11 protein-coding genes and 1 pseudogene are annotated in these 24,929 nt (G+C 67.0%); 8 read left to right on the forward strand and 4 right to left on the reverse strand.

Translation table 11 applies throughout. From position 1 onward, the window contains the following. Positions 1–3 precede the first annotated feature (3 nt). Positions 4–14,190 carry a non-ribosomal peptide synthase/polyketide synthase gene (locus H0I86_RS20840; protein WP_180922002.1) on the reverse strand — a complete coding sequence of 4,729 codons (14,187 nt, stop codon included), beginning with the start codon at positions 14,188–14,190 and terminating at the stop codon, positions 4–6. 178 nt (positions 14,191–14,368) lie between these two features. Between H0I86_RS20840 and H0I86_RS20845 the strand changes: the two genes are divergently transcribed. Next, positions 14,369–15,352: a siderophore-interacting protein gene (locus H0I86_RS20845; RefSeq protein ID WP_180922004.1), complete on the forward strand. Its 984-nt coding sequence runs from the start codon at positions 14,369–14,371 to the stop codon at positions 15,350–15,352. 77 nt (positions 15,353–15,429) lie between these two features. Here the strand turns inward: H0I86_RS20845 and H0I86_RS20850 are convergent, their stop codons facing one another. Beyond that, positions 15,430–16,170, reverse strand: coding sequence for a thioesterase II family protein (locus H0I86_RS20850; protein WP_180922006.1), 741 nt, complete (start codon positions 16,168–16,170; stop codon positions 15,430–15,432). A 172-nt stretch (positions 16,171–16,342) separates the two neighbouring features. On the opposite strand from H0I86_RS20850, the gene H0I86_RS20855 reads away from it, so the two are divergent. Continuing rightward, on the forward strand, positions 16,343–17,476 hold the full coding sequence (locus H0I86_RS20855; RefSeq protein WP_180922008.1) for a cupin-like domain-containing protein: 1,134 nt from the start codon (positions 16,343–16,345) through the stop codon (positions 17,474–17,476). A 3-nt stretch (positions 17,477–17,479) separates the two neighbouring features. Here the strand turns inward: H0I86_RS20855 and H0I86_RS20860 are convergent, their stop codons facing one another. Then, positions 17,480–18,673, reverse strand: coding sequence for an MFS transporter (locus H0I86_RS20860; protein ID WP_180922010.1), 1,194 nt, complete (start codon positions 18,671–18,673; stop codon positions 17,480–17,482). A 139-nt stretch (positions 18,674–18,812) separates the two neighbouring features. On the opposite strand from H0I86_RS20860, the gene H0I86_RS20865 reads away from it, so the two are divergent. The 6 genes and pseudogenes from H0I86_RS20865 (at position 18,813) to H0I86_RS20890 (ending at position 23,885) form a co-directional block, all read left to right on the forward strand. Beyond that, positions 18,813–19,400, forward strand: a complete 588-nt coding sequence (locus H0I86_RS20865; RefSeq protein ID WP_180922012.1) for a TetR/AcrR family transcriptional regulator — start codon at positions 18,813–18,815, stop codon at positions 19,398–19,400. Positions 19,401–19,518: 118 nt separating this feature from the next. Then, positions 19,519–20,319: a glucose 1-dehydrogenase gene (locus tag H0I86_RS20870; protein ID WP_180922018.1), complete on the forward strand. Its 801-nt coding sequence runs from the start codon at positions 19,519–19,521 to the stop codon at positions 20,317–20,319. Further along, positions 20,312–22,132: a glycoside hydrolase family 15 protein gene (locus H0I86_RS20875; RefSeq protein WP_180922019.1), complete on the forward strand. Its 1,821-nt coding sequence runs from the start codon at positions 20,312–20,314 to the stop codon at positions 22,130–22,132. The genes H0I86_RS20870 and H0I86_RS20875 overlap by 8 nt, the downstream gene beginning before the upstream one ends. 199 nt (positions 22,133–22,331) lie before the next feature. After that, positions 22,332–22,562: pseudogene (locus H0I86_RS20880) on the forward strand (hydrolase); the annotation flags it as partial. A gap of 119 nt (positions 22,563–22,681) precedes the next feature. Continuing rightward, the gene (locus H0I86_RS20885; protein ID WP_180922020.1) at positions 22,682–22,945 is read left to right on the forward strand and encodes a hypothetical protein; all 264 of its coding nucleotides are present in this window, start codon (positions 22,682–22,684) and stop codon (positions 22,943–22,945) included. Positions 22,946–22,982: 37 nt separating this feature from the next. Further along, the gene (locus H0I86_RS20890) at positions 22,983–23,885 is read left to right on the forward strand and encodes an alpha/beta fold hydrolase (protein WP_180922021.1); all 903 of its coding nucleotides are present in this window, start codon (positions 22,983–22,985) and stop codon (positions 23,883–23,885) included. Here the strand turns inward: H0I86_RS20890 and H0I86_RS20895 are convergent. Then, positions 23,871–24,863: a GlxA family transcriptional regulator gene (locus tag H0I86_RS20895; RefSeq protein WP_180922022.1), complete on the reverse strand. Its 993-nt coding sequence runs from the start codon at positions 24,861–24,863 to the stop codon at positions 23,871–23,873. The genes H0I86_RS20890 and H0I86_RS20895 overlap by 15 nt on opposite strands. Positions 24,864–24,929 lie beyond the last annotated feature (66 nt).

Here is a 24,929-nt window from a genome sequence, read left to right on the forward strand (position 1 = left end):
TGTTCAAATCGCCTCAAGTTCGCTCAAGAAATCTCTAAGATCATCAAAATCGGCAGCACTGCCCGACCGGCAATCGCCGGCGGCCTGGGCATAGGCCTGCAGTGATTCGGTGTGGAACAGCGCGGCCAACGGCACTTCAAGCCCCAGCTCGGCATGCACCCGCGAGGTGATCTGGGTCGCCAGCAGGGAATGGCCGCCCAGCTCGAAGAAGTGATCGTTCAAACCGACCCGTGGCAAACCCAGGACTTCGGCCCAGATCGCCGCGATCTGTTGTTCCAGTTCGCTCTGCGGCGCCACGTACTCCTGTTGCAACAGGCTGGCGTCCGGCAGTGGCAAACCCTTGCGGTCCAGCTTGCCGTTGGGGGTCAGCGGCATGCTTTCCAGGAACATCAGGTGCGCCGGCACCATGTAGTCCGGCAAGCGGGCCTTCAGCGCCCGACGCAGGGCTTCGCGGCACGTCGCCTGGGCGGCAACATCCGCGGCCACTGTCGGATCCAGGGTGACGATGTAACCCACCAGTTGCTTGCCGCTCGGCCCGGCCTGGGCCACCACCACCGCTTCGCGCACCGAGTCCTGCTCGCGCAGGCGCGCTTCGATCTCGCCCAGCTCGATACGGAAACCGCGGATCTTCACCTGATGGTCGACCCGACCCAGGTAATCCACCACACCGTCCGGACGACCACGGGTCAGGTCGCCGCTGCGGTACACACGGCTGCCGGGGGCACCAAACGGATCCGGGACAAAACGCTCGGCGGTCAGCGCCGGACGCTCCAGGTAACCGCGGGCCACGCCTTCGCCGCCGAGGTACAGCTCACCGGCGACGCCGATCGGTTGCAGGTTGAGCTGGGCGTCCAACACGTAGCCGCTGCGGTTGCCCAATAGCTCGCCAATCGGTGCATAGGCCGCGCCGCATGGATCGCCCTTGCGCGCCTTCCACAGCAGCGGCGTGACCACGGTTTCGGTCGGGCCGTAGCCGTTGAACAGGTAGGTCGGGCGCAAGGCGCGCCAGGCCAGGTCGTAGCTGGATTGCGCCACCGCGTCGCCGCCAAAGCAGTACACCCGCACCGCCGGTGGGTTGCCGTCGCGCTCGGCATGTTCGGCCAGTTGTTGCAGGTACACCGGCGGGAACACCCCCACAGTCACACCGTGGCGATGCATCTGCGCGTAGGTGTGTTCCGGCAGCCACAGGCTGTCGTCGCGGATCAGTACCCGGGCGCCGTTGATCAGCGGGTGCATCCAGCCTTCGTGGGAACCGTCGAAAGCGAAGGACATGAAGTGCAGTTCGCAATCCGCCGGGGTCATTTCATACCGCTCGCCGGTGGCGATGATGTGCGCTACCAAAGGACCGTGAGATACCGCCACGCCTTTCGGCATGCCGGTGGAACCGGAGGTGTAGATCACATAGGCCAGGTTGTCGCCATCCAGCGCCACGTTCGGCGCACTGTCGTCCTCCCCTGCCCAGTCCTGGATGCGGTCCACCGCCAGGCTGTCCAGCCCGTCCGGGATTGGCAGCTGCTGCGACACCGCGGTATGGGTCAGCAGCAACTTGGCGCGGCTGTCCTGCATCATGTACAGCAGGCGATCACGCGGGTATTCCACGTCCAGCGGCACATACACACCGCCAGCTTTGAGTACCGCAAGGAAGGCCACCATGATTTCCGCGCTGCGCGGCATGGCGATCGCCACCCGCACTTCCGGGCCGACGCCACGGGCCATCAGCGCCCGGGCCAGGCGGTTGGCGCTACGCTCCAGCTCGCCGTAGCTCAACTGCTGATCGCCAAAGATCACTGCCACCGCTTCCGGGTTTTCCCGGGCGCGGTCAGCCACCAGTTCATGCACCAGACGCTTGGCCGAGAAGCCGGAGTCCGTGCGATCCCACAACGCCAGGATCTGCTGCTGTTCGCTATCGTCGAGCAGCACCACCTGGGCAACGCTCTGCTGCCGGTCGGCGACCATGCCTTGCAACAGGTTCTGCCAGTGCCGGGCCATGCGCTCGATGGTCGCGGCCTCGAACAGATCGGTGGCATAACTCAGGGACGCGCGCAGCTCGGCCGGCGCCTCCTCGATATCCAGGGCCAGGTCGAACTGGGCCACGCCCTCGTCCCAGGTCACCACCTCGATATCCAGTTGCGCCATGGACTGCAATTGGCTATCGGCCGAGGTCACCCGGTGGTTGAACATCACCTGGAACAGCGGGCTGAGGCTCAGGCTGCGCTCGGGTTGCAGCGCCTCCACCAGTTGCTCGAACGGCAGGTCCTGGTGGGCCTGGGCCTCCAGCGCGCGCTGCTTGACCTGTTGCAGCAACTGGGCAACCGTCATTTGCCCGTCGATATCGGCCTTGAGCACCTGGGTGTTGACGAAGAAACCGATCAGACGCTCGGTCTCGACCCGGTTACGGTTGGCGATCGGCACGCCGACGCGAATGTCTTCCTGGCCGCTGTAGCGATGCAGCAGGGCCTGGAACGAAGCCAGCAACAGCATGAACAGGGTCACGCCCTCGCCCTGGGCCAGGGTCTGGAGGTCCGCCAGCAACTGCGCATCCAGCCGCAGGTCCAGGCGCGCGCCACGGTGGCTCTGGATCGCCGGACGCGGGTGATCGAACGGCAATTCCAGCACTGGCTGCTCGCCGCCCAGCTGGCCCATCCAGTAGTCCAGCTGGCGCTCTTTCTCGCCGGCTTCCATCCACTGGCGTTGCCATATGGCGTAGTCCGCGTACTGGATCGGCAGCGCCGGCAAGTGCAGGTCCTGGCCTTGGCTGTAGGCGCCGTACAGCTGCACCAGCTCATCGACCATGATCTGCATCGACCAGCCATCGGAGACGATGTGGTGCTGCACCAGCACCAGCACATGCTCGTCCTCGGCCAGGCGCAGCAGCTTGACCCGCAACAGCGGCCCCAGCTGCAAATCGAACGGCCGGGTAATCTCCTCCACCACCCGGGCCTTGAGGCTGGCCTCGTCGGTTGTCGCCAGCGCGATGTTGAGGGTTGCCTCGGCGCGAATCACCTGCACCGTGCGCTGGCCATCCTGCTGCAGGCGGGTGCGCAGGCTTTCATGGCGCGCCACCAGGGTGTCGAAGCTGCGCTGCAACGCGGCCTGGCCCAGCCGGCCCTTCAGGCGCAGGGCGCTCGGGATATGGTAGGCGGCGCTCTGCGGCTCCAGCTGCCAGAGGAACCACTGGCGTTCCTGGGCATAGGACAGCGGCAACGGCAGGTCGCGGCTGACCTTGTGGATCGCCGGAACCTCGCTGGCCACGTTGCCCAGCGCGTTGACGAAATCCCCCAGCAGCGGTTGCTCGAACAGGGTCTTCAGCGCGACCTCGATGCCCAGCGCCTGGCGCACCCGCGAAACCACCCGCGTGGCCAGCAGGGAGTGACCGCCCAGCTCGAAGAAGTGGTCTTCCAGGCCGACCTGCCGGGCGCCCAAGACATCGGCCCAGATCGCCGCGACCTGTTGTTCTTTTTCGCTGACCGCCGGCACATGGCGTTTCTGCAACAGGCTGGCGTCCGGTTTTGGCAGGGCCTTGCGGTCCAGCTTGCCGTTCGGCGTCAGCGGCATGCGCTCGAGGAACAGCAGGTAGGCCGGCACCATGTAGTCCGGCAACGATTCGCGCAGGGCTGCCTTGAACCGCTCGCGCAGCACCGCCTGATCCGCCTCGGTGGTCGCGTCGTGGGTCACCAGGTAGGCGACCAGTCGATCGTTCTCGGCCAGCACCGCCGCTTCGCGGACCTCGGCCTGGTCACGCAGGCAGCTTTCGATTTCACCCAGCTCGATGCGGAAACCACGCACCTTCACCTGATGGTCGACCCGGCCGATGTACTCGACCACGCCATCAGCGCGATAACGCGCCAGATCGCCGGTGCGGTACAGCCGCTCGCCCGAACCGGCAAACGGATCGGGCACGAAGCGCTCGGCGGTCAGCGCCGCCCGGCCGTGGTAACCACGGGCCAGGCCGACGCCGCCGATCAGCAGCTCGCCGGCCGCCCCCACCGGGCACGGCGCCAGGTCGGCGCTGAGGATGAATAGCGAGGTATTGGCAATCGGCCGGCCGACAAAGGGCTGGGCGTCGCACAGACGATAGGCCGCCGACCAGATGGTGGTTTCGGTCGGGCCGTAGAGGTTCCACACCGTGCCTTGCAGGTCGAGCATGCGCTGGGCCAGGTCGTTCGCCAGCGCCTCGCCGCCGCACAGGCACTTGATGCCGCGCAGCAGGGAACGCCGTTCGCTGTCGAGCAGCATGCGCCAGGTCGAGGGCGTGGCCTGCACCACGCTGGCCGCCTGGGCCTGCAGCAGGTCGAGGATCGCTTGCGGGTCCAGCGAAAGCTCCTTGTCGCCCAGCACCACGGTCGCGCCCACGCTCAGCGGTACATAGAGTTCCAGGGCGAAGATGTCGAAGGAGAAGGTGGTCAGCGACAGCATCCGCTCGTCACGGCCGATCTCCAGGATAGCGGCCATGCCGCTGGTGAAGCTGCTCAGCGCCTGATGACGGATCATCACGCCCTTGGGCCTGCCGGTGGAGCCCGAGGTGTAGATCACATACGCCAGATGCTCCGGCGACAGCACCAGGTTCGGGTTCTCGTCGCTGCACCCGGCTTCGGCAACCGGCCCGTCCACCAGCAGCACCCGCGGGCCGCTCGGCAGTTGCAGGCGCTCGCGCAGACGCTCCTGGGTCAGCAGCACCTGGGCGCGGCTGTCTTCGAGCATGAAGGCCAGGCGCTCGGCCGGGTATTGCGGATCGAGCGGCACATAGGCGCCGCCGGCCTTGAGGGTGGCCAGCAGGCCGACCACCATCTCCACCGAACGCTCCAGCGCCACCGCCACCCGCACGTCCGGACCGACCCCGGCGTCCATCAGGCGATGGGCCAGGCGGTTGGCGCGGCGGTTCAGTTCGGCATAGCTCAGCGACTCGCCGTTGCAGTGCAGGGCAATGGCCTGCGGTTGCGCCAGCACCTGGGCTTCGAACAACTGATGCACGCCCCGGTCCTGTGGATAAGCGGTCGCCGTGGCGTTCCACTGATGCACGATCTGCTGCCACTGCGCTTCGCTGAGCAACGGCAGGTCGTCCAGGCGCGCGCTGGCTTGAGTCGCCACGGCCCGCAGCAGGTTCTGCCAGTGCTGCATCAGGCGTTCCACGGTGGCCGCTTCGAACAGGTCGGTGGCGTAGGTCAAGGAGGCCCAGAGACCTTCGGCAGTCTCCTGGGTATCCAGGTTGAGGTCGAACTGCGCGGTGTGGCTGTTCCACTGCAAGCCTTCCATCAGCAGGCCGGGCAGTTGCCGGGCGTTACGCGCGTCGCTCTGATGGTTGAACATCACCTGGAACAGCGGGTTGTGGCTCAGGCTGCGCTCGGGTTGCAGCGCCTCCACCAGTTGCTCGAACGGCAGGTCCTGATGGCTCTGCGCTTGCAGCGCGCGCTGCCTGACCTGCTGCAACAGCCCGACAAAGGTCATCTGAGCGTCGATATCGGCCTTGAGCACCTGGGTGTTGACGAAGAAGCCGAGCAGATGTTCGGTTTCCACCCGGTTGCGGTTGGCGATCGGCACGCCGATGCGGATATCCGCCTGGCCGCTGTAGCGGTACAGCAGGGTCTGGAACGCGGCCAGCAACAGCATGAACATCGTCACGCCTTCGCGCTGGGCCAGGGCCTTGAGCTGCTGCACCAGTTCCGGCTCCAGCGCCAGATCCAGGCGCGCGCCACGATGGCTCTGCACCGCCGGGCGTGGACGGTCCAGGGGCAATTCCAGCACCGGCTGTTCGCCCCCCAGCAGGGCCTGCCAGTAATCCAGCTGGCGTGCCTTCTCCCCTGCTTCCATCCAGTTGCGCTGCCACTGTGCGTAGTCGGCGTACTGGATCGGCAGCGCCGGCAATTGCAGGTCCTGGCCCTCACGGTAAGCGGCGTACAGCTGCACCAGCTCATCGATCATGATCTGCATAGACCAGCCGTCGGAGACGATATGGTGCTGGACCAGCACCAGCACATGCTCCTCCGCACCCAAGCGCAGCAGGCTGACCCGCAACAGCGGGCCCTGTTCCAGGTCGAACGGCCGGGCGATTTCCTCGTCCACCAGGCTTTCCAGCCGGGCTTCGTCGGCATCGGTCAAACGGATCGCGATGGCCCCTTCGGCGTCGATCACCTGCACGGTGCGTTCGCCGTCCTGCAACAGGCGGGTACGCAGACTTTCGTGACGCGCCAGCAGGCTGTCGAAACAGCGCTGCAAGGCGTCCAGGTCCAACCGGCCCTTCAGGCGCAGGGCGCTGGGCACATGGTAGGCGGCGCTGTCGGGCTCCAGCTGCCAGAGGAACCACTGGCGTTCCTGGGCATAGGACAACGCCAGCGGCTGGCCACGTTCCAGGACCTGCATCGGCGGCGTGCCGGCCCCTTGCACCTCGGCGCAGGCGGCGGCGAAAGCGCCCAGGGTCGGCTGCTCGAACAAGGTACGCAGCGGCACTTCCAGGTGCAGCTCATGACGGACCCGGGAGATGACCTGGGTGGCCATCAGCGAGTGTCCGCCGCGCTCGAAGAAGTGCTCGCCCAGGCCGACAGGCGCGCTTTGCAAGACGTCTTCCCAGATCGCCGCGAGCTGGCGCTGCAAACTGGTTTGCGGCGCTTGATAAGCCTCGCCGCCCTGAGCCGGGTCGGGTTTGGGCAGGGCCTTGCGGTCCAGCTTGCCGTTGTGGTTCAGCGGCAGGCGGTCGAGCAACAGCAAGTGGCTCGGCAGCATGTAGTCCGGCAACGAACGGGCCAGCGCCTGCAACAGTTGCGCGCGATAAGCGTCCTGCGATGGCAGGGTCGCCAGGGCCGGATCGCTGGCCACCACATACGCCACCAGTTGCGCACCCGCCGGACTGTCCTGGGCGATCACCGCCGCCTCGCGCACCTGTTCCAGGGCTTGCAGGCAGGCTTCGATCTCGCCCATTTCGATGCGGAAACCGCGAATCTTCACCTGATGGTCGATACGGCCGACGTACTCCAGGTCCGCGCCGTTGTAACGGGCCAGGTCGCCGCTGCGGTACAGCCGCGCCCCCGGTTCGGCGGCGAAGGGGTCGGGCAGGAAACGCTCGGCGGTCAAGCCGGGGCGATCGAAATAACGCTGCGCCAGGCCAAACGACGCGCCAATGCACAGCTCACCGACACCACCGGCCGGCAACAGCTGGCCGGCGCTGTCGAGCACATAGAGCGCGCGTCCGCCAATGGCCTGGCCGATCGGCACGCCAAAGGCATCGCTGGCGTCTTCCAGGCGGCACTCATGCACGCTGGAGACCACCGTGGCCTCGGTCGGGCCGTAGGTATTGAGCAGGCGCACATGCCCCAGGCCAGCCTCGTGCCACAGGCGCAGGCCCTCGACGGACATGGCTTCGCCGCCCACATGCACCTGGCGCAGGCGGCCCAGGGAACGCTTGGCGTCGATCGCGCACTCGCGGGCCAGCAGGTACCAGTAAGCCGCCGGCAAATCGGCCAGGGTCACGCCATGGCGGACCATCTCGTCCGCCAGTTGCCCGACATCCCAAGGCTCGTCGCCACGCATGACCAGGGCCGCGCCGACGCAGAGCGGCGGATAGCACTGCTCGACAAAACCGTCGAAGCTCACGGTGGCGAACTGCAGCACCCGGTCCTCGGCCGTCAGCCGCGAATACTCGGCGGCGGTCTGGCAGAACTCGCGCAGCGCGCCGTGATCGATGGCCACGCCCTTGGGCAGGCCGGTGGAACCTGAGGTGTAGATCACATACGCCAGGTCGCTGGCGGCGGCGCGGTTCTGCGGATCGCTGTCGGCATACGCCGCCAGCTCAGTGTGCAGATCGTCCAGGCACAACGCTCCCAAGCCCAGTCGCGGCAGCGATGCCGGCAATACCAGATCTTCCAGCAGCCCGGCTGCGCACAGCAGCAGGTCCAGGCGGCTGTCCTCGATCATGTAGGCCAGGCGTTCGGCCGGGTATTTCGAGTCGAGCGGCACATAGGCCGCGCCGCTTTTGAGCACCGCCAGCAGGCTGACGATCAATTGCGGGCCTCGGCCCATGGCCAGGCCGACCCGCTGGCCGGGCGCCACGCCCTGCTCCAGCAGGCGGTGCGCCAGGCGGTTGACCAGGGCATTCAACTGGCCATAGCTCAGCCGCTGGTCGCCGGCTTGCAGCGCCAGCGCGTCCGGGGTGGCGGCGGCCTGCGCGGCAAAACGCTGGTGCACCAGCTGTTCGCTGTGCAGGTGCAGCACCTGGGGCTGGCTCACGGCGAGGACCGCGGCCTGCCCGGCGCCATCCAGCAGGCGCAGTTCGCCCAGCGGCGCCTGCGGCAGGGCAACCATCTGCGCCAGCAGGTGCTGGAGGTCGGCGCTCAATTGCGCAACCTGGGCGGCGCTGAAGCGCGCCAGGTCATAGCTGAACTCCAGGCTCAGCCCGGCGCCGAGCTCGATGCCCAGGGTCAGCGGATAGTGGGTGCGCTCGTGGTTGTGCAACTCACCGAACGCCAGTCCGGCCGGCGCGCCGCCCTTGAGGGCCTCGGCCACCGGGAAGTTCTCGAATACCAGCAGGCTGTCGAACAGCGCCGTCCCCTGCTGCCCCGCCCAGCCCTGGATGTCGTAGAGCGGTATATGTTCGTACTCGCGCATGCTCAGGTTGAGGTTCTGCAGCGCGGCCAGCCACTGGTTCAGCGGCTGGTCCGGCGCCGCCGCGCAGACCAGCGGCAGAGTGTTGATGAACAGCCCCAGTTGCTGCTCGATACCCGGCAAGGCCGCCGAACGCCCGGCCACCGTGGCGCCGAAGACCACGCAATCCTGCCCGGTATAGCGTTGCAGCAGCAGGCCCCAGGCCGCTTGCACCAGGGTGTTGAGGGTGACCTTGTGCTGCCGGGCGAAGTCCGCCAGCCGCTGGGTCGCGGCTGCGTCCAGCGCCACCCGATACTCGGCGCTGCCGCTGCCGTCGACCGGCGGACGCAAGGCCTCGGCCAGCAATGTCGGGGTTTGCAGCGGGGCCAGCGCGGCCTTCCAGAACCGTTCGCCGGCAGCGCTCGACTGCTGCTGCAACCAGCCCAGGTAGTCACTGTACTGACTCAAGGGCTGGCCCAGCGGCTGGCCCGGGGCCTGTCCGGCATAGTCCTGGATCACTTCGGCGAGCAGCTGCGCGTTGCTCCAGCCGTCCATCAGGATGTGGTGGCTGGTGTAGATCAGGTGCCAGGCATCGTCGCCGCGGCGGACCAGTTGCAGGCGCAGCAGCGGCGCGCCGCTCAGTTCGAAACCACGCTTGCGCTCGGCGCTCGCCAGGGCCTCGAGGTCCGCGGCGGCCTCCTCGATGACCTGCCATTGCAGCTCGACCTGACGGTGCACCACCTGGTGCGCGACCTCCAGCCCCAGCCAGTGGAAGCTGCTGCGCAGGATCGCGTGGCGGTTCAGCGCGGCTTGCCAGGCGCGAGCGAAGGCCTGGAGATCCAGGCCGCGGATATCCAGGCGCAGCTGATTGATATAGGCCTCGGCCTGGGGCTCGTACAGGGTGTGGAACAGCATGCCCTGCTGCATCGGCGACAGCGGATAGAGGTCTTCGATGGCGCTGCTGTCCGGCGCCAGCACATCCAGCTGAGCCTGGCCGATGGTCGCCAGCGGGAAGTCCGACGGCGTGGCCTGGCCGGCCGGGACCGCGCAGCAATGGGCGATCAGCGCCTTGAGTTCCAAGACATAGGCGTCGGCCAGGCGCTGCACGGTGGCGTCCTCGAACATCTCGCGGCTGAAGCCCCATTGCAGCGCCAGCTCGCCACCGTAGACCTGCCCTTCCAGGGTCAGCCAGTTGGCCAGCGGCGCATCCGGGTCCTGGGCGCGGCCGCTGCTTTCCACGGCGGGGACCAGCAGCGCCGTGTCGTCGAACTGACGGTCGAACTGCCCCAGGTAGTTGAAGGTGATGCGCGGCGCCGGCAGGGCCCGCAGCAGCTCGCGACTGCCCGGCTCGCCCAGGTAGCGCAGCAGGCCGTAGCCCAGGCCTTTGCCCGGCACGGCGCGCAGTTGTTCCTTGATCGCCTTGATCGCGCTCGCCAGTTCGTCCTGGGGCTGCAGGCGGACCGGGAACAGGCTGGTGAACCAGCCGACGGTGCGGCTCAGGTCGAGGTCGGCGGACAGTTCTTCGCGACCGTGGCCTTCGAGTTGGATCAGCGCCGCGTCCTGCCCGCTCCAGCGGCAGAGCACACGGGCCAGCGCGGTCAGCAGCAGGTCGTTGACCTGGGTGCGATAGGCCGCCGGCGCGCTTTGCAGCAGTTGCCGGGTCAGCTCGCTGTCCAGCCGCGATTCGATCTTGCGCTCCAGGCGATTGTGCAGGCCGCCTTGCGGGTTATCGCACGGCAGGTCGAGCCCGGCCTGTTGCTGCGCCTGCCAGTAAGGCAGTTGAGCCTCCAGTTGTCGGGCATGGCTTTGCAGCTGCTCGGCCCAGGCCTGGTAGGCGCTGGTCTTGGCCGGCAAGGCCACTGCGCTACCCGCCGCCAGCTGGCCGTAGGCGCGCTGCAGGTCCTCGAGCACGATGCGCCAGGACACACCGTCCACCACCAGGTGGTGGATGACCAGCAACAGGCGCTGGCTGCCATCGGCCAGATCCACCAGCGCGGCCCGCAACAGCGGCCCCTGCTGCAGGTTCAGGCTGCGCTGGGCCTCGTCGCAGAGCACAGCCAGGGCTTCGGTGTTTTCAGCCTGGCACTGCCACAGGCCGCTCTCCCCGAGCGGTGCGGCGTGGCTTTGCTGCCAGCCGTCGGCGCCCTGGACAAAACGCAGGCGCAGGGCATCGTGATGATTGAGCACTGCCGTCAGCGCGCCTTCCAGCCACCGCGCTTGCAGCTTCTGGCGCGGGGTCAGGAGCAGCGACTGGTTCCAGTGGCCAGGTTGGGCAATCGCCTGCTCGAAGAAATACTCCTGGGCCGGGGTCAGGATCGCCTCGCCGCTGACCGGGCCCTGGTCGATCACGCTCGGGCTCTCGAACACCGCCGCCAGCGCCAGGCTGCGCACCGTCTGGTACTGGAACAGGTCCCGCGGGCTGAGGCGGATGCCGGCCTGGCGGGCGCGGCTGACCACCTGGATCGAGATGATCGAATCGCCGCCCAGTTCGAAGAAGTTGTCTTCCAGGCCGACCTGCTCCAGGCCCAGGACGTCGCACCAGATCGCCGCCAGGGCTTTCTGCGTGGCGTCCTCGGGAGCGATGAAGGCGTGCTGCGCTGTGGCTTCGGGCAGCGGCAACGCCTTGCGATCGAGCTTGCCGTTGGTGGTGACCGGCAGTTTCGCCAAGGGCATCAGGTAAACCGGCACCATGTATTCCGGCAGGCTGCCCAGCAGCCACGCCTTGAGCTCTTGCTGCCAGGTGGCGGCCGGCTCGGCGTCCTCCAACACCAGATAACCCACCAGTTGCTTGCCGCCCTGCACCAGCACCGCGGCTTCGCGCACCAGCGGGTGCTGCATCAGGCGGGTCTCGATTTCGCCCAGCTCGATGCGCAGCCCGCGCAACTTGACCTGGTGATCGAGGCGGCCGAGGTATTCGATGACCCCGTCGGCGCGCTGGCGCACCCGGTCGCCAGTGCGATACAGGCGCGTGCCAGCCTCGAACGGGCTGGTGACGAAACGCTCGGCCGTCAGCCCCGGACGGCGATGGTAACTGCGGGCCAGGCCGGCGCCGCCCAGGTACAGCTCGCCGGCGACACCGGCTGGCACCGGCGACAGCTCGGCGTCCAGCACATAGGTGCGCAGGTTGGCGATCGGACGGCCGATCGGCACGCCAAGGGCGCCCTCGTCGACACAGGTCCAGTGGGTCACGTCGATGGCCGCTTCCGTCGGCCCATAGAGGTTGTACAGCGCGGCGTCCGGCAGCTTGGCGAACACCTGCTGCTGGGCGTCCAGGGGCAAGGCTTCGCCGCTGCAGACAATGCGCTTGAGGCTGGCGCAGGCCCGTACGCCCGGCTCGTGGATGAACGCCTGGAGCATCGACGGCACAAAATGCAGGGTGCTGATGCCGTGCTTGACGATGGTCTCGATCAACAGCGCCGGCTCGCGATGGGCGCCCGGCGCAGCCACCACCAGGCGCGCGCCGGTCAGCAGCGGCCAGAAGAATTCCCAGACCGACACGTCGAAGCTGAACGGGGTCTTTTGCAGCACCGCGTCGCTGCCGTTGAGCCCATAGGCGTCCTGCATCCAGCACAGGCGGTTGACCAGCGCGGCATGGCTGTTGCCGGCGCCCTTGGGCTTGCCGGTGGAACCGGAGGTGTAGATCACGTAGGCCAGGTTCAGCGGCCCGCCGGCCAGGGCCAGCGGGGCTTCGCTGTAGCCGTCCAGCCAGTCCTGGTCCTGATCGAGGATCATGACCTTGAGCGCCTCGGTCGGCAGCACCGGCAGCAACGCGCTTTGCGTGAGCAACAGGGCGATGCCGCTGTCTTCGATCATGTAGGCCAGGCGGTCCAGCGGGTATTCCGGGTCCAGCGGCACATAGGCGCCACCGGCCTTGAGGATCGCCAGCAGGCCGACCACCATTTCGATCGAGCGCTCGACACAGATGCCCACCAGCACGTCCGGGCCCACACCCTGCTCGCGCAGCAGGTGCGCCAGCTGGTTGGCGCGGGCGTCGAGCTGGGCGTAGCTCAGTTCACGCTCGGCGAACACCAGGGCCGGCGCATGCGGCGTACGCCGCACCTGCTCTTCGATCAACTGGTGAAGGCAGCGCTCGACCGGGTAGCGGGCCTCGGTCTGGTTCCACTCCAGCAGCAGTTGCTGCCGTTCGGCGGCGGCCAGCATCGGCAGCTCGCCGACCCGCTGCGCGGTATCGGCGACCATCGCCTGCAACAGGCGGGTCCAGTGTTGCGCCATGCGCTCGATGGTGGCGGCGTCGAACAGGTCGTTGGCGTAGGTCAGCGCGGCCTGCAGCTTGCCGGCCTTCTCGAAGGTGTCCAGGGTGAGGTCGAACTGGGTGGTGCGGCTTTGCCACTCCACCAGGCCCAGCTCCAGGCCCGAGGCGGTGCTGACCGCGCTGATGTCGGCGACCTGCGGCTGATGGTTGTACATCACCTGGAACAGCGGGGTATGGCTCAGGCTGCGCTCCAGCTTGAGCGCCTCCACCAGTTGCTCGAACGGCAGGTCCTGATGGGCCTGGGCGCCGAGGGCCGCTTCCTTGACCTGTTGCAGCAACTGGCTGACCGGCGTCTGCCCGTTCAGCCGGGTACGCAGCACCTGGGTGTTGACGAAGAACCCGATCAGCCCTTCGACTTCCGCGCGGTTGCGGTTGGCGATCGGCACGCCGACGCGGATGTCGTCCTGCCCGGTGTAGCGATGCAGCAGCACGTTGAAGGCCCCGAGCAACAGCATGAACAGCGTCACGTTGTGCTGCCTGGCGGTGGCGCGCAACTGCGCGGCCAGGGCCGGCTCGATGGCGAAGTCATAGCGGGTGCCGCGATAGCTGGGCATCGCCGGGCGCGGATGGTCGGTGGGCAACTCCAGCACCGGGTGCTCGTCGCCCAGTTGTGCCTGCCAATACTCCAGTTGCCGCGCCTGCTCGCCGGCTTCCAGCCAGCGGCGCTGCCACAGGGCGTAGTCGCTGTACTGGATCGGCAAGGCCGGCAGTTGCGGCGCTTGCTGCCGCTCATGGGCGTCGTAGAAACGGATGAATTCGTCGATCAGCACATTCATCGACCAGCCGTCGGAAACGATGTGGTGCAAGGTCAACAGCAGCACATGTTCCTCGTCCGCCAGCTTCAGCAGCTTGACCCGCAGCAGCGGCCCGCTGCCCAGGTCGAACGGTTGCAGCGACTGGCGCTGCGCCTGGTCCGCGACCGCCTGCTCGCGCGCGTCGGGCGCCAGGGCGCTCAGGTCCACCGACTCCACGGGCACCGCGGTCTCGACCGCCACTTGCTCCAGGCGCTCGTCGGCATGGCGCTTGAACACCGTGCGCAGAGTCTCGTGGCGCGCCACCAGGCTGGCGAACGCCTGCTCCAGGGCCGGCAGGTTCAGGGCGCCACGCAGGCGCACCGCGCCCGGCAGGTTATAGGCGCCGCTGTGTGGGTCCATCTGCCAGAGGAACCACATCCGTCGCTGGGCATAGGACAGCGCCTGGCGATCCTCGGCGGCGATCCCGGCGGGAATCGGAAACAACGAAAAGTCGATGTTTTCCGCCCGCAGACCATCGAGGAACAACCGCCGCTTTTCCAGCGGCAGCTCGATAAATCGACTGGCGAGTTTCAGGGACTTTTCAGCATTCATCTGGCTTCATCCGTACATGTTGGGTATCGAGCATTGGCTCGGCTATCCCTACGGAACGGATGGGCAGGAGGAAAAATTAACCTCTCGCGGCGGCGCGCCAGGGCGCGGCCCGCCGTTAAATTCCACGGATGGCGACTCGTCAAAAGAGGACCATCACTTTCCACACAAGGTCGCGATCATGTCCTCTGCAACCTCACTGGCCAACTTCCTGTCAAACAGCTCGCTGGCAAACGGCTTGCGCAAACTGGTTGGCGCAGGCAACCAGCAGCCGCGCGCCTACCGCCTGATCAATGTCCAACTCAAGCAACGGATCAGCCTCAGCCCCTGCATGGCGCGCTTCGTGTTTACCGGCGAGGACGTCGCCCACACCCGCACCTTGGCGCCGGACCAGCGCATCAAGCTGCTGTTCCCCGCTGCCGACGGCCTGCCGCCCGAGCTGCCGTGCATCGGCGACTGGCACGCAGCCCGGCGCAAGCTGCCGGCGGCGCAGCAGCCACCGATGCGCACCTACACCATCCGCGCCCTGCGCGCCGAGCCCGCGGAGCTGGACGTGGATTTCGTGCTGCACGGGGTCACCGGCCCGGCGTCGCGCTGGGCGACTCACGCCAGGGTCGGCGACCGCCTGCAAATGGCCGTGCCCGACAAAGCCTTCAGCGGCGACCCCGGCGGCTACGAATGGCAACCGCCGGCGGGAATCCGCAAGGTCCTGCTGATCGGCGACGAAACCGCGCTGCCGGCCATCGCCGGGATTCTCGAAGACCTGATGGCGTACCCGACGCCACCCGATGTCCAGGCGTTCATCGAGGTGCCCCACGAAAGCGATTGCCTGGCGCTGCGCCACAACCACCAGACCCGCCTGAGCTGGCTGCCCCGCGACGTGCTGGGCGCCAGCCATGGCGAGGCGCTGATGCATGCCGCCCGGGAACTGGCCGAGCTGCCCGCGCCGGGCAAGCACCCGCGCCCCCTGAAACCCCAGGAGAACGCCGACGACCTGCGCCCCTGGGATTCGGCGAAACCTGCGGACAACAACTTTTATGCCTGGATCGCCGGCGAGTCGGGCACGGTCATGAAGATCCGCCGGCACCTGATCAACGAGCGCGGCCTGGAACGCCGCAACCTGGCACTGATGGGCTACTGGCGCCTGGGCCGCTCGCTGGAATAAAGGCAGCCCCCTCTTGCTCCCCGCAAAAAAAGACCCAACGCCAGGCGCTGGGTCTGCACAGTCGCAGCAACACCCCTTCAACCCGTCAGCGCCACCCGCCGGGCATGCCGACGCCGATGGGGCTCAAGGTGATCCTTGATCATGCGCAGCACCTTGGGCTCGTGCTCATGAATGAAGAAGTGCCCACCGGATAGCATGTCCACGGAGAAGCTGCCGCTGGTTTCCCGGCGCCAGGCCATCAGTTGCTCGGTGCTGGCCCGGTCGTCCTTGCCGCCCAGCACATGCACCGGGCACTTGAGCGGGGTCCGCTGCTGCGGACGGAAACTGCCGCACAGCAGGAAGTCGGCGCGCAGCACCGGCAGGGTCAGGCTCATCAGCTCCTGGTTGGCCAGTACCTCTTCAGGGGTGCCGTTGAAGGTGCGCAGCTGTTCGATCAACTGGGCATCGGTTTTCGGCTCGGCCAGGTCGCGGTCGTATTCACCGCGCTCGCTCGGCGCCGCGGTGCCCGAGGCGAACAGCGCCACCGGCTCCGGGCCTCCCAGCTGGCGCAGGGCATGGGCCATCTCGCACGCCAGCAACGCCCCCAGGCTGTGGCCGAACAAGGCATAAGGCGCCTGCAATGCCGGCAAATGCTCCCTGGCCAGCTGCTGCGCCAACCCCGCCAGATCGGTTTGCAAGGCTTCGCCAAAACGCGCGCCCCGCCCCGGCAGTTCCACCGGCTGCAACTTCAGCCAGTCGGGCAGTTTGCGCCGCCAGCGGCTATAGACCATGGCGCTGGCGCCGGAATACGGCAGGCACAGCAGCGTCAACTGGGTCACTGTGTTCCCCTTGAAAAAAATGATGGTAAAGACTGAACGTGCCACCTGGCCGGCAAATTAGTGCGCAAACTGCTTAGTACGGGTCATTTGATACAGGCCCTGGAGCCTATAAATTTCCCGCCACAGCCTTCGTTCCCTGTTGCAGATCAAACCGCAAACAAGAGAGATCGCCGTGGACTTGCAGACCATTCTGTCAAAGCTGTTCGCCAATGCCGGTGCCGTGGGAATCGAAGGCACCTTTCAGTTCGTGTTCGGTCCACAGCTGGCATTCTGGTCAGAGGTCAAGGCACACAGCCGGACCGAAGCCGGCCGGCATCCGGCGCCTGATGTCACCATCGAGGTCGCCCAGGCCGACTTTCTCGGGATCATGGGCGGCAGCGCCAACGTCGAGGAACTGTTCGCCAGCGGGCGCCTGAAAATCGGCGGCAACATGGGCCTGGCGACGCTGCTGCCGCAGATCATCGACCATGCCCGACATGGCGGCGCAGTGGAAAAGAAAGTCGAGATGAACACCCGCTACCCCACCCCGCCGCGCTACAGCGAGCAAGTCTCGGCCGGCCTGCCGACCCAGCGCACGGTGGAGCGGCGCCCGCGCAGCGGGCTGTCGGTAGAGGAGTTCAAGACGCGCTACCTGCCCCAGGGCATTCCCGTGGTGATCAGCGATGCCCTGCAGGACTGGCCGCTGTTCAAGCTCAGCCGCGAAGAATCGCTGGTGCATTTCGCCGAGCTGCAAGGCATCACCCGCCACGGCGACTACGTGAAAAAGACCTTTTCCACCGAGCGCGACTTCCGCTCCACCTCCATGGCCGGGTTCATCGCCGCGCTGGACAACCCCGCAGCAAAAAGCGCCGACGGCGAACCGCCCGCCTATATGGGCAACAACATCCTGCCGGCGCAGTTGCTGGAGCAGATCCAGTACCCGCCCTACTTCGACCGCTCGCTGTTCATCCCGCCGCGGATCTGGATCGGCCCCAAGGGCACCCTGACTCCGCTGCACCGCGACGACACCGATAACCTGTTCGCCCAGGTCTGGGGGCAGAAGTCCTTCATCCTCGCCGCGCCCCACCACCGTGAGGCCCTGGGCACCTGGTCGACCGCCCCCGAGGGCGGGCTCGACGGCTGCGAGGTCAACCCGGACGCGCCGGACTACGAGCGTTTTCCGGCCTCGCGGGACGTGACCTTCCTGCGCCTCACCCTGGAAGCCGGCGACCTGCTGTTCCTGCCCGAGGGCTGGTTCCACCAGGTGGAGTCGGTGTCCACCTCGCTCTCGGTGAATTTCTGGGTCAACTCCGGGCGCGGCTGGTAAGGCTCAGGCGACCGCCGGCTGGCCGCGGGTCAGTCGGCGACAGCTCTGTACCGCCGCCCCCAGCACCACCACTCCCGCCGCCTGCGCCACCCAGAAGCCGCTGCGTGCGCCAAAGGCATCCACCAGCCAGCCGGAACTGGCCGCGCCGATGGCCACGCCGATGCTGACCCCGGTGACCAGCCAGGTCAGGCCCTCGGTAAGCTTGGCCGGCGGCACGATGTTTTCCACCAGGGCCATGGCGACGATCAGGGTCGGGGCGAAGAACAGGCCGGAGACGAACACCGCCAGGGACAGGCCGAAGATATTGCTCGCCAGCAGCAATGGCAGGGTGGTCACGGCGGTGGCGATGCCGCCGTACATGAACAGTCGCGGCAGCGGGATATTCAGTTTCAGCGCACCAAAGGCGATACCCGCCAGGCAGGAACCGATGGCGTACACCGACAGCACGATGCTCGCCGCCGCGGGTTGCCCCTGCTGCTGGGCGAACGCCACGCTGACCACGTCCACCACACCGACGATCATGCCCATGGCGATCATCAGCAGCACCAGCAACTGCAACTCCAGCGAGCGGATGATCGACGCGTCGTGCCCGGCCTCATGGGGGTGCACCGGCGGCTCGGTCGCCCGTTGCGCTACCAGCGCGGTGACGCCAATCGCCAGCATCAGCAGCGCCGCCAGCGGCCCGGCCTCGGGGAAGGCCGCCACGCACAGCCCCACCGACAACGGCGGGCCGACGATAAAGCACACCTCATCGAGCACCGATTCCAGGGCGTAGGCGGTCTGCAACTGTGGCTGGCCGCGGTACAGTTCGGTCCAGCGGGCGCGGATCATCGCCGGTATGCTCGGCATGCAGCCGGCCAGGGCGGCGAACAGGAACAGCGTCCAGTGCGGCGCCTGCAACCGGGTGCACAGCAGCAACGCCAGCAGCGCCCCGCCGCCCAGGCCGGCGGCGATCGGCAGCACCCGGCCCTGGCCGAAACGGTCGACCAGGCGCGACACCTGGGGTGCGCAGAAGGCCGTGGCCAGGGCGAAGGTCGCCGCCACCGCACCGGCCAGCGCGTAACCGCCCTTGAGCTGGGCCAGCATGGTGATCAGGCCGATGCCGGTCATCGACATCGGCATCCGCGCAATCATCCCCGCCACCACGAAAGCGCGACTGCCGGGGGCCTTGAACAGTTCGCGGTAAGGGTTTGCCATCGTCATCACACCTTGTCTGAGGGCTGTAACTTGCCAGAAATGCACCGCAAGGCAAAAATACATACGGTGCGTATGTGAGAAAGCATGAGAACATACGCAGCGTATGTCAATCCACCTGTCAGCTGTGTGAGTGCCCGCCATGAGCCCGCGTCAACGCGCCGAGATGATCGAAGAAACCCGCAGCAAACTCATCGCCAGTGCCCGCCAGGCCTTTGGCAGCCTGGGTTATGCCAACACCTCGATGGACGACCTGACGGCCGAGGCGGGCCTGACCCGGGGGGCCTTGTATCATCATTTCGGCGACAAGAAAGGCCTGCTGGCGGCGGTGGTGGAACAGCTCGACACAGAGATGGACCAGCGCCTGGAGGCGATCTCGCGCGGCACCGACGACCTCTGGGGCGCCTTCGTCCAGCGTTGCCGCACCTACCTGGAAATGGCCCAGGAAGCGGAGATCCAGCGCATCGTCCTGCAGGATGCGCGCGCGGTACTCGGGGACCTGACCGAGGCCAGCGAGGAACAGTGCGTGGCGTCCTTGAGCACGCTGCTGGATGAGCTGATGCAGGCCGGCCTGGTGGTCAACGCCCCCAGCGAAGCCCTGGCGCGCCTGATCAACGGCAGCCTGCTCGACGCCTCGCTGTGGATCGCCCGGGACGAGCATCCGGGGCAACGCCTGCAGCAGGCGTTGGTCGGCCTGGAGGCGCTGTTGCAGGGCTTGCGGGTGCGCTGAGCCCTGGCACCCGAGGCTTGCACCGCCCCCGCCCTGCTCCGGGAATTCGTAACCCCGGTGAACTCCTGCCCGCTCTTGCCAGTCAGCTGAACAGGCTCTCCGGTTAAGGTGCGTGCTCATGAACATCTCCCTGAACCAGCAAGTCGCCCTGGTCACCGGCGCCAGTTCCGGCATCGGCGCCGCGGCGGCCACCGCCCTGGCCGCGGCCGGGGCTTCGGTGGTGCTCAATTACCATCGGCAGGCGGCGCCCGCGGAAAAACTCGCCGCCGACATCAACGCCTGCGGCGGCCGGGCCATTGCGGTGGGCGCCGACATTTCCCGGGAAGATGAAGTCCAGCACCTGTTCGACAAGGCCCTGGAAGCCTTCGGTTTCCTCGACATCCTGGTGGCCAACTCGGGCCTGCAAAAAGACGCCGCCACCGTGGACATGACCCTGGAGGACTGGAACCAGGTGATCGGCGTCAACCTCACCGGCCAGTTCCTCTGCGCCCGCGCCGCCCTGCGCATTTTCAACCGCCAGGGCATCCGCACCGGCGTGTCGCGGGCCGCCGGCAAGATCATTCACATGAGCTCGGTGCACCAGTGGATTCCCTGGGCCGGGCACGTCAATTACGCGGCGTCCAAGGGCGGCGTGGACATGCTGATGCGCAGCCTGGCCCAGGAGGTCGGCCACCAGCGCATCCGCGTCAACGCCATTGCCCCGGGCGCGATCGCCACGCCGCTCAATCGCCAGGCCACCGAGAGCGCGGCCGAGCGCAAGCTGCTCGAGCTGATTCCCTACGGCCGTATCGGCGACGTCAAGGATGTGGCCAACGCCGTGGTCTGGCTGGCCAGCGATGCGTCCGACTATGTGCTTGGCAGCACCCTGGTGATCGACGGCGGCATGAGCCTGTATCCGGAGTTTCGTGACCATGGCTGACACTGAACGACAGGCGCCGATCGACGCCCACGGCATCATTGGCGACCTGCGCACCGCCGCGCTGGTCAACGACAAGGGCAGCGTGGATTTTCTCTGCTGGCCGGAGTTCGACAGCCCGTCGATCTTCTGTTCGCTGCTCGACACCCCGGACGCCGGCATCTTCCAGCTGGCACCGGACCTGCCCGACGCCCGCCGCGAACAGATCTACCTGCCGGACAGCAACGTGCTGCAGACCCGCTGGCTCAGCGAACGGGCCGTGGTGGAAGTCACCGACCTGCTGCCGATCGGCGACAGCGAGGATGACCTGCCACTGTTGATCCGCCAGGTACGGGTGGTCAGCGGCCGCACCACCCTGCGCCTGCGCTGCGCGGTGCGCCATGACTATGCCCGCGCCACGACCCGGGCGCGGCTGGACGGCGACGCGGTGTGCTTCGAGGCCGACCAACAGCCGGGCCTGCGCCTAATCGCCAGCCAGCCCCTGCGCATCGACCGGCAGGCGGCGGTGGCCGAGTTCGAGCTGGCACAGGAGCAGAGCGCCGAATTCATGCTCGGCGGCATCGACGATCCGCGGCTGGTCGCGGGCGGCAGTGACCTGTGCCTGGAACGCACATTGAAGTTCTGGCGCGACTGGATCGGCCAGTCCAACTACCGCGGCCGCTGGCGCGAGATGGTCAACCGTTCGGCCCTGGCGCTGAAGCTGCTGACCTCGCGCAAACATGGGACGATCGTGGCCGCCGCCACTTTCGGCCTGCCGGAAACCCCGGGCGGCGAACGCAACTGGGATTATCGCTACACCTGGATCCGCGACGCGTCGTTCACCGTCTACGCCTTCATGCGCCTGGGTTTTGTCGAGGAGGCCAACGCCTACATGCGCTGGCTGCGCGGGCGGGTCAGCGATTGCTGTGGCCAGCCGACCAAGCTCAACATCCTGTACGCCATCGACGGCCGCCAGCAGTTGCCGGAAATCCAGTTGCCGCACCTGTCCGGGCATGGCGGCGCGACGCCCGTGCGCATCGGCAACCAGGCCTACGACCAGGTCCAGCTGGACATCTTCGGCGAGCTGCTGGATGCGGTGTACCTGGTCAACAAATACGGCGAGGCGATTTCCCACGAAGGCTGGAAACACGTAGTGGATGTGGTGGATCAGGTTTGCAGTAGCTGGGACGGCGAGGATGTGGGTATCTGGGAAATGCGCGGCGAGCAGCATCATTTCCTGCATTCGCGGCTGATGTGCTGGGTGGCCCTGGACCGGGCCATCCGCCTGGCCTCGAAGCGCTCGCTGCCGGCGCCGTTCGCCCGCTGGGACCAGACCCGCCAGGCGATCTACGACGATATCTGGAGCAACTTCTGGAACGAGGAACGCGGGCATTTCGTCCAGTACCGGGGCGGCACCACCCTGGACGGCTCGATGCTGCTGATGCCGCTGGTGCGTTTCGTCGGCGCCCGCGACCCGCGCTGGCTGGCGACCCTGGAGGCCATCGAAAGGACCCTGGTGCGTGACGGCATGGTCTACCGCTATCGCAACGAAAACAGTCAGATCGATGGCCTGGCCGGCACCGAAGGCGCGTTCGCCGCCTGTTCGTTCTGGTACGTCGAATGCCTGGCCCGCGCCGGCCAGGTGGACAAGGCCCACCTGGAGTTCGAGCAACTGCTGCGCTACGCCAACCCGCTGGGGTTGTACGCCGAAGAGTTCGACAGCCATGCCCGGCACCTGGGCAACACCCCCCAGGCACTGACCCACCTGGCCCTGATCAGCGCGGCGAGCTTTCTCAATCGCCGGCTCAGTGGCGAGAAGATCCTCTGGCAGCCTTGAGCGGCCTCGCTCGTCGCACGCAAATACCCGCACTCTTCTGCAGGAGCGAGGCTTGCCCGCGAAAGAGGCAACGCGGAATGCCGGGTGTACCGCGTCATCGTTCATCGCTCGCAAGCTGCGCTCCTACAGAAGCACACGCCGTTCGCGGCAACGGCGGTTTGCGGGCAGAATAGGCCGCCCGGTCCTCTCGAGGATTCCCATGCGCCAGGTGCTGCTGATCATCGATGTGCAACCCACGTTCAACCCGCCGGACTGGCTGGTGAACGGCATCAACGCCCTGCTCGGCCAGCTGCCCTCGGTGGCCACCGTCGAACACCATGACGAAAACCACACGCCCTTCATCCGCCAACTCGGCTGGCAACCCGCCGCCGATGACCACAGCCTGGTCGCCGCCGACCGCGTCTTCATCAAGCACGGCTACTTTCAGACTTTGTCCATGGCAGCTTCACCCTGTCCGGCTTCAACAAAGTGCAAAGGGACTATCAGCGGGATGCGCCCTACTCACTATTGGGCGACTACCTCATTGTCCAGTCGGATGAAGGCACGTATGTGCGGGTAGTCGAAGACATCACGATCGCTGAGCTGATTGGCCAGCACGGGGCCTACATCACGCTGAAGGCCTTCGACATTGCGCTGACCATGCTCATGCGGGCGTCCGGTGACTATGCCGATGCGTTCAATTGGTGGCCGGGACGCACGATGCTGGAGGACTATGACGCGCTCGTCAGCCAGTACGACGACAATACGAACTTCCTCTGGCTCTCTGAAAAACATCGGTTGGCCGTTTGCAGGGTAGAAGGCCGATACCGATGAGCTAGAGTTCGAATCTTGGTCAACGATGGTGCCTGGAATGAAAAGCTCGCCTTCGCTCGAACACGTGCTTACGCCCCGCCTGCATATCGCCTACGAACACCACGGCCCCGCCGACGGTGCGCCGGTGATCTTGCTGCACGGTTTTCCCTACGATCCCCGCAGCTACGACGAGATCGCCCCCGAGCTGGCGGCGCGTGGTTATCGGGTGCTGGTGCCGTACCTGCGCGGCTACGGCCCGACCCGTTTCGCTGGCCCCGACATCCTGCGTTCCGGGCAGCAGGCGGCGCTGGCCCAGGACCTGCTGGACCTGATGGACGCCCTGCAGATCCGCCAGGCCGCCCTCGCCGGTTTCGACTGGGGCGGTCGCGCCGCCTGCATCGTCGCGGCCCTGTGGCCGGAGCGGGTGCGCTGCCTGGTGAGCGCCGACGGCTACAACATCCAGGACATTGCCCGCTCGACCCAACCGCGGCCGCCCGAGACCGAGCACCGGCTCTGGTATCAGTACTATTTCCACACCCAACGCGGCGTGGATGGCCTGACCGCCAACCGTCGCGAACTGTGCGCACTGCTGTGGCAACTGTGGTCGCCGACCTGGGACCGTGGCCGCGAACTCTACGACCTGAGCGCGCCGTCGTTCGACAACCCGGACTTCGTCGAAGTGGTGATCCACTCCTACCGGCATCGCTTCATGTACGCACCGGGCGACCCGAGCCTGGAACATATCGAGCAGGCCATGGCACAACAGCCACCGATCCGCGTACCGACCATCTCGTTGTGCGGCGGCGCTGACGGGGTCGGCCCGGCAAGCGAAGAAGACGAAGACATCGGCCTGTTCACCGGCCCTTACCAACGCCGGATCTTGCCCGGGGTCGGCCACAACGTCCCCCAGGAAGCACCGCAGGCCACCTTGCAGGCGCTGCTGGAACTACTGGAAGCCTGACTCCCCCTCCGGCGAAAAACGCTCCCGATACGCCTGCGGCGTCACGCCGACGAGCCGCAGGAAGCTGCGGCGCAGGGTTTCTTCGCTGCCGAAGCCGCACTGCACCGCGATGCGCTTGATCGGTACGCCGCTGTCGCCGAGCAGGCGCCGGGCGCTTTCCACGCGGATCTGTTCGATGGCCCGGGCCGGGGTCTGGCCGGTGTCGGCGCGGTAGTGGCGGACAAAGCTGCGTTCGCTCATGCCGGCCTGTTCGGCCAGGGTCGGGAGGTTCAGCTCGCGACCGAGGTTTTCGGCGATCCAGGCGTGCAGGTCGTCGAAGCGGCTGCCCTGCTTTTGCAGGGCCAGGGTCGCGCTGAACTGCGACTGGCCGCCCGGGCGCTTGAGGAACACCACCAGTTGCCGGGCCACGTCCAGCGCCAGGGCGTGCCCCAGGTCCGCCTCGACCAGCGCCAGGGCCAGGTCGATGCCGGCGGTGACGCCGGCCGAGGTCCAGACCGGCCCCTCGTTGATGAAGATCGGGTTGGCTTCCACCCGCAAGCGCGGATATTGCCGCGCCAACTGCTCGCAGCGGGTCCAGTGGGTGACCACCCGGCGCCCGTCGAGCCAGCCGCTGGCGGCCAGCAGGAAGGCCCCGGTGCACACCGACGCCACCCGCCGCGCCAGCGCTGCCTGCTGGCGGACCCAGGCCACCAGCGCCGGGTCTTCGGCCGCGGCGTACACGCCCCAGCCGCCGGCGATGATCAGGGTGTCGCAAGGCGTGCCCGGCGCCGGCAAGGGCTCGGCCAGCAGCGCCAGCCCGGCCGAGGTGGTCACCGGCCCGTCGCCCGCGGCGATCACGTTCACCGCGTAGGGCAGCGGCAGGCCTTTATGCCGCGCCAGGTCGTTGGCCGAAGAAAACACCTGCAACGGGCCCGTGACGTCGAGCACCTGGGCGTTAGCGAAGGTCAGTACATGAACGGTTCTGGCGGTCTGGGGCATGGTTGGCGTGAATCGTGGGCAGGTTGGCGTATTCGCCAAAGCCTAGGGCGCTAGAGTCGAACCGTC

Source organism: Pseudomonas chlororaphis subsp. aurantiaca (assembly GCF_013466605.1).
Taxonomy (GTDB): Bacteria; Pseudomonadota; Gammaproteobacteria; order Pseudomonadales; family Pseudomonadaceae; genus Aquipseudomonas; species Aquipseudomonas chlororaphis_I.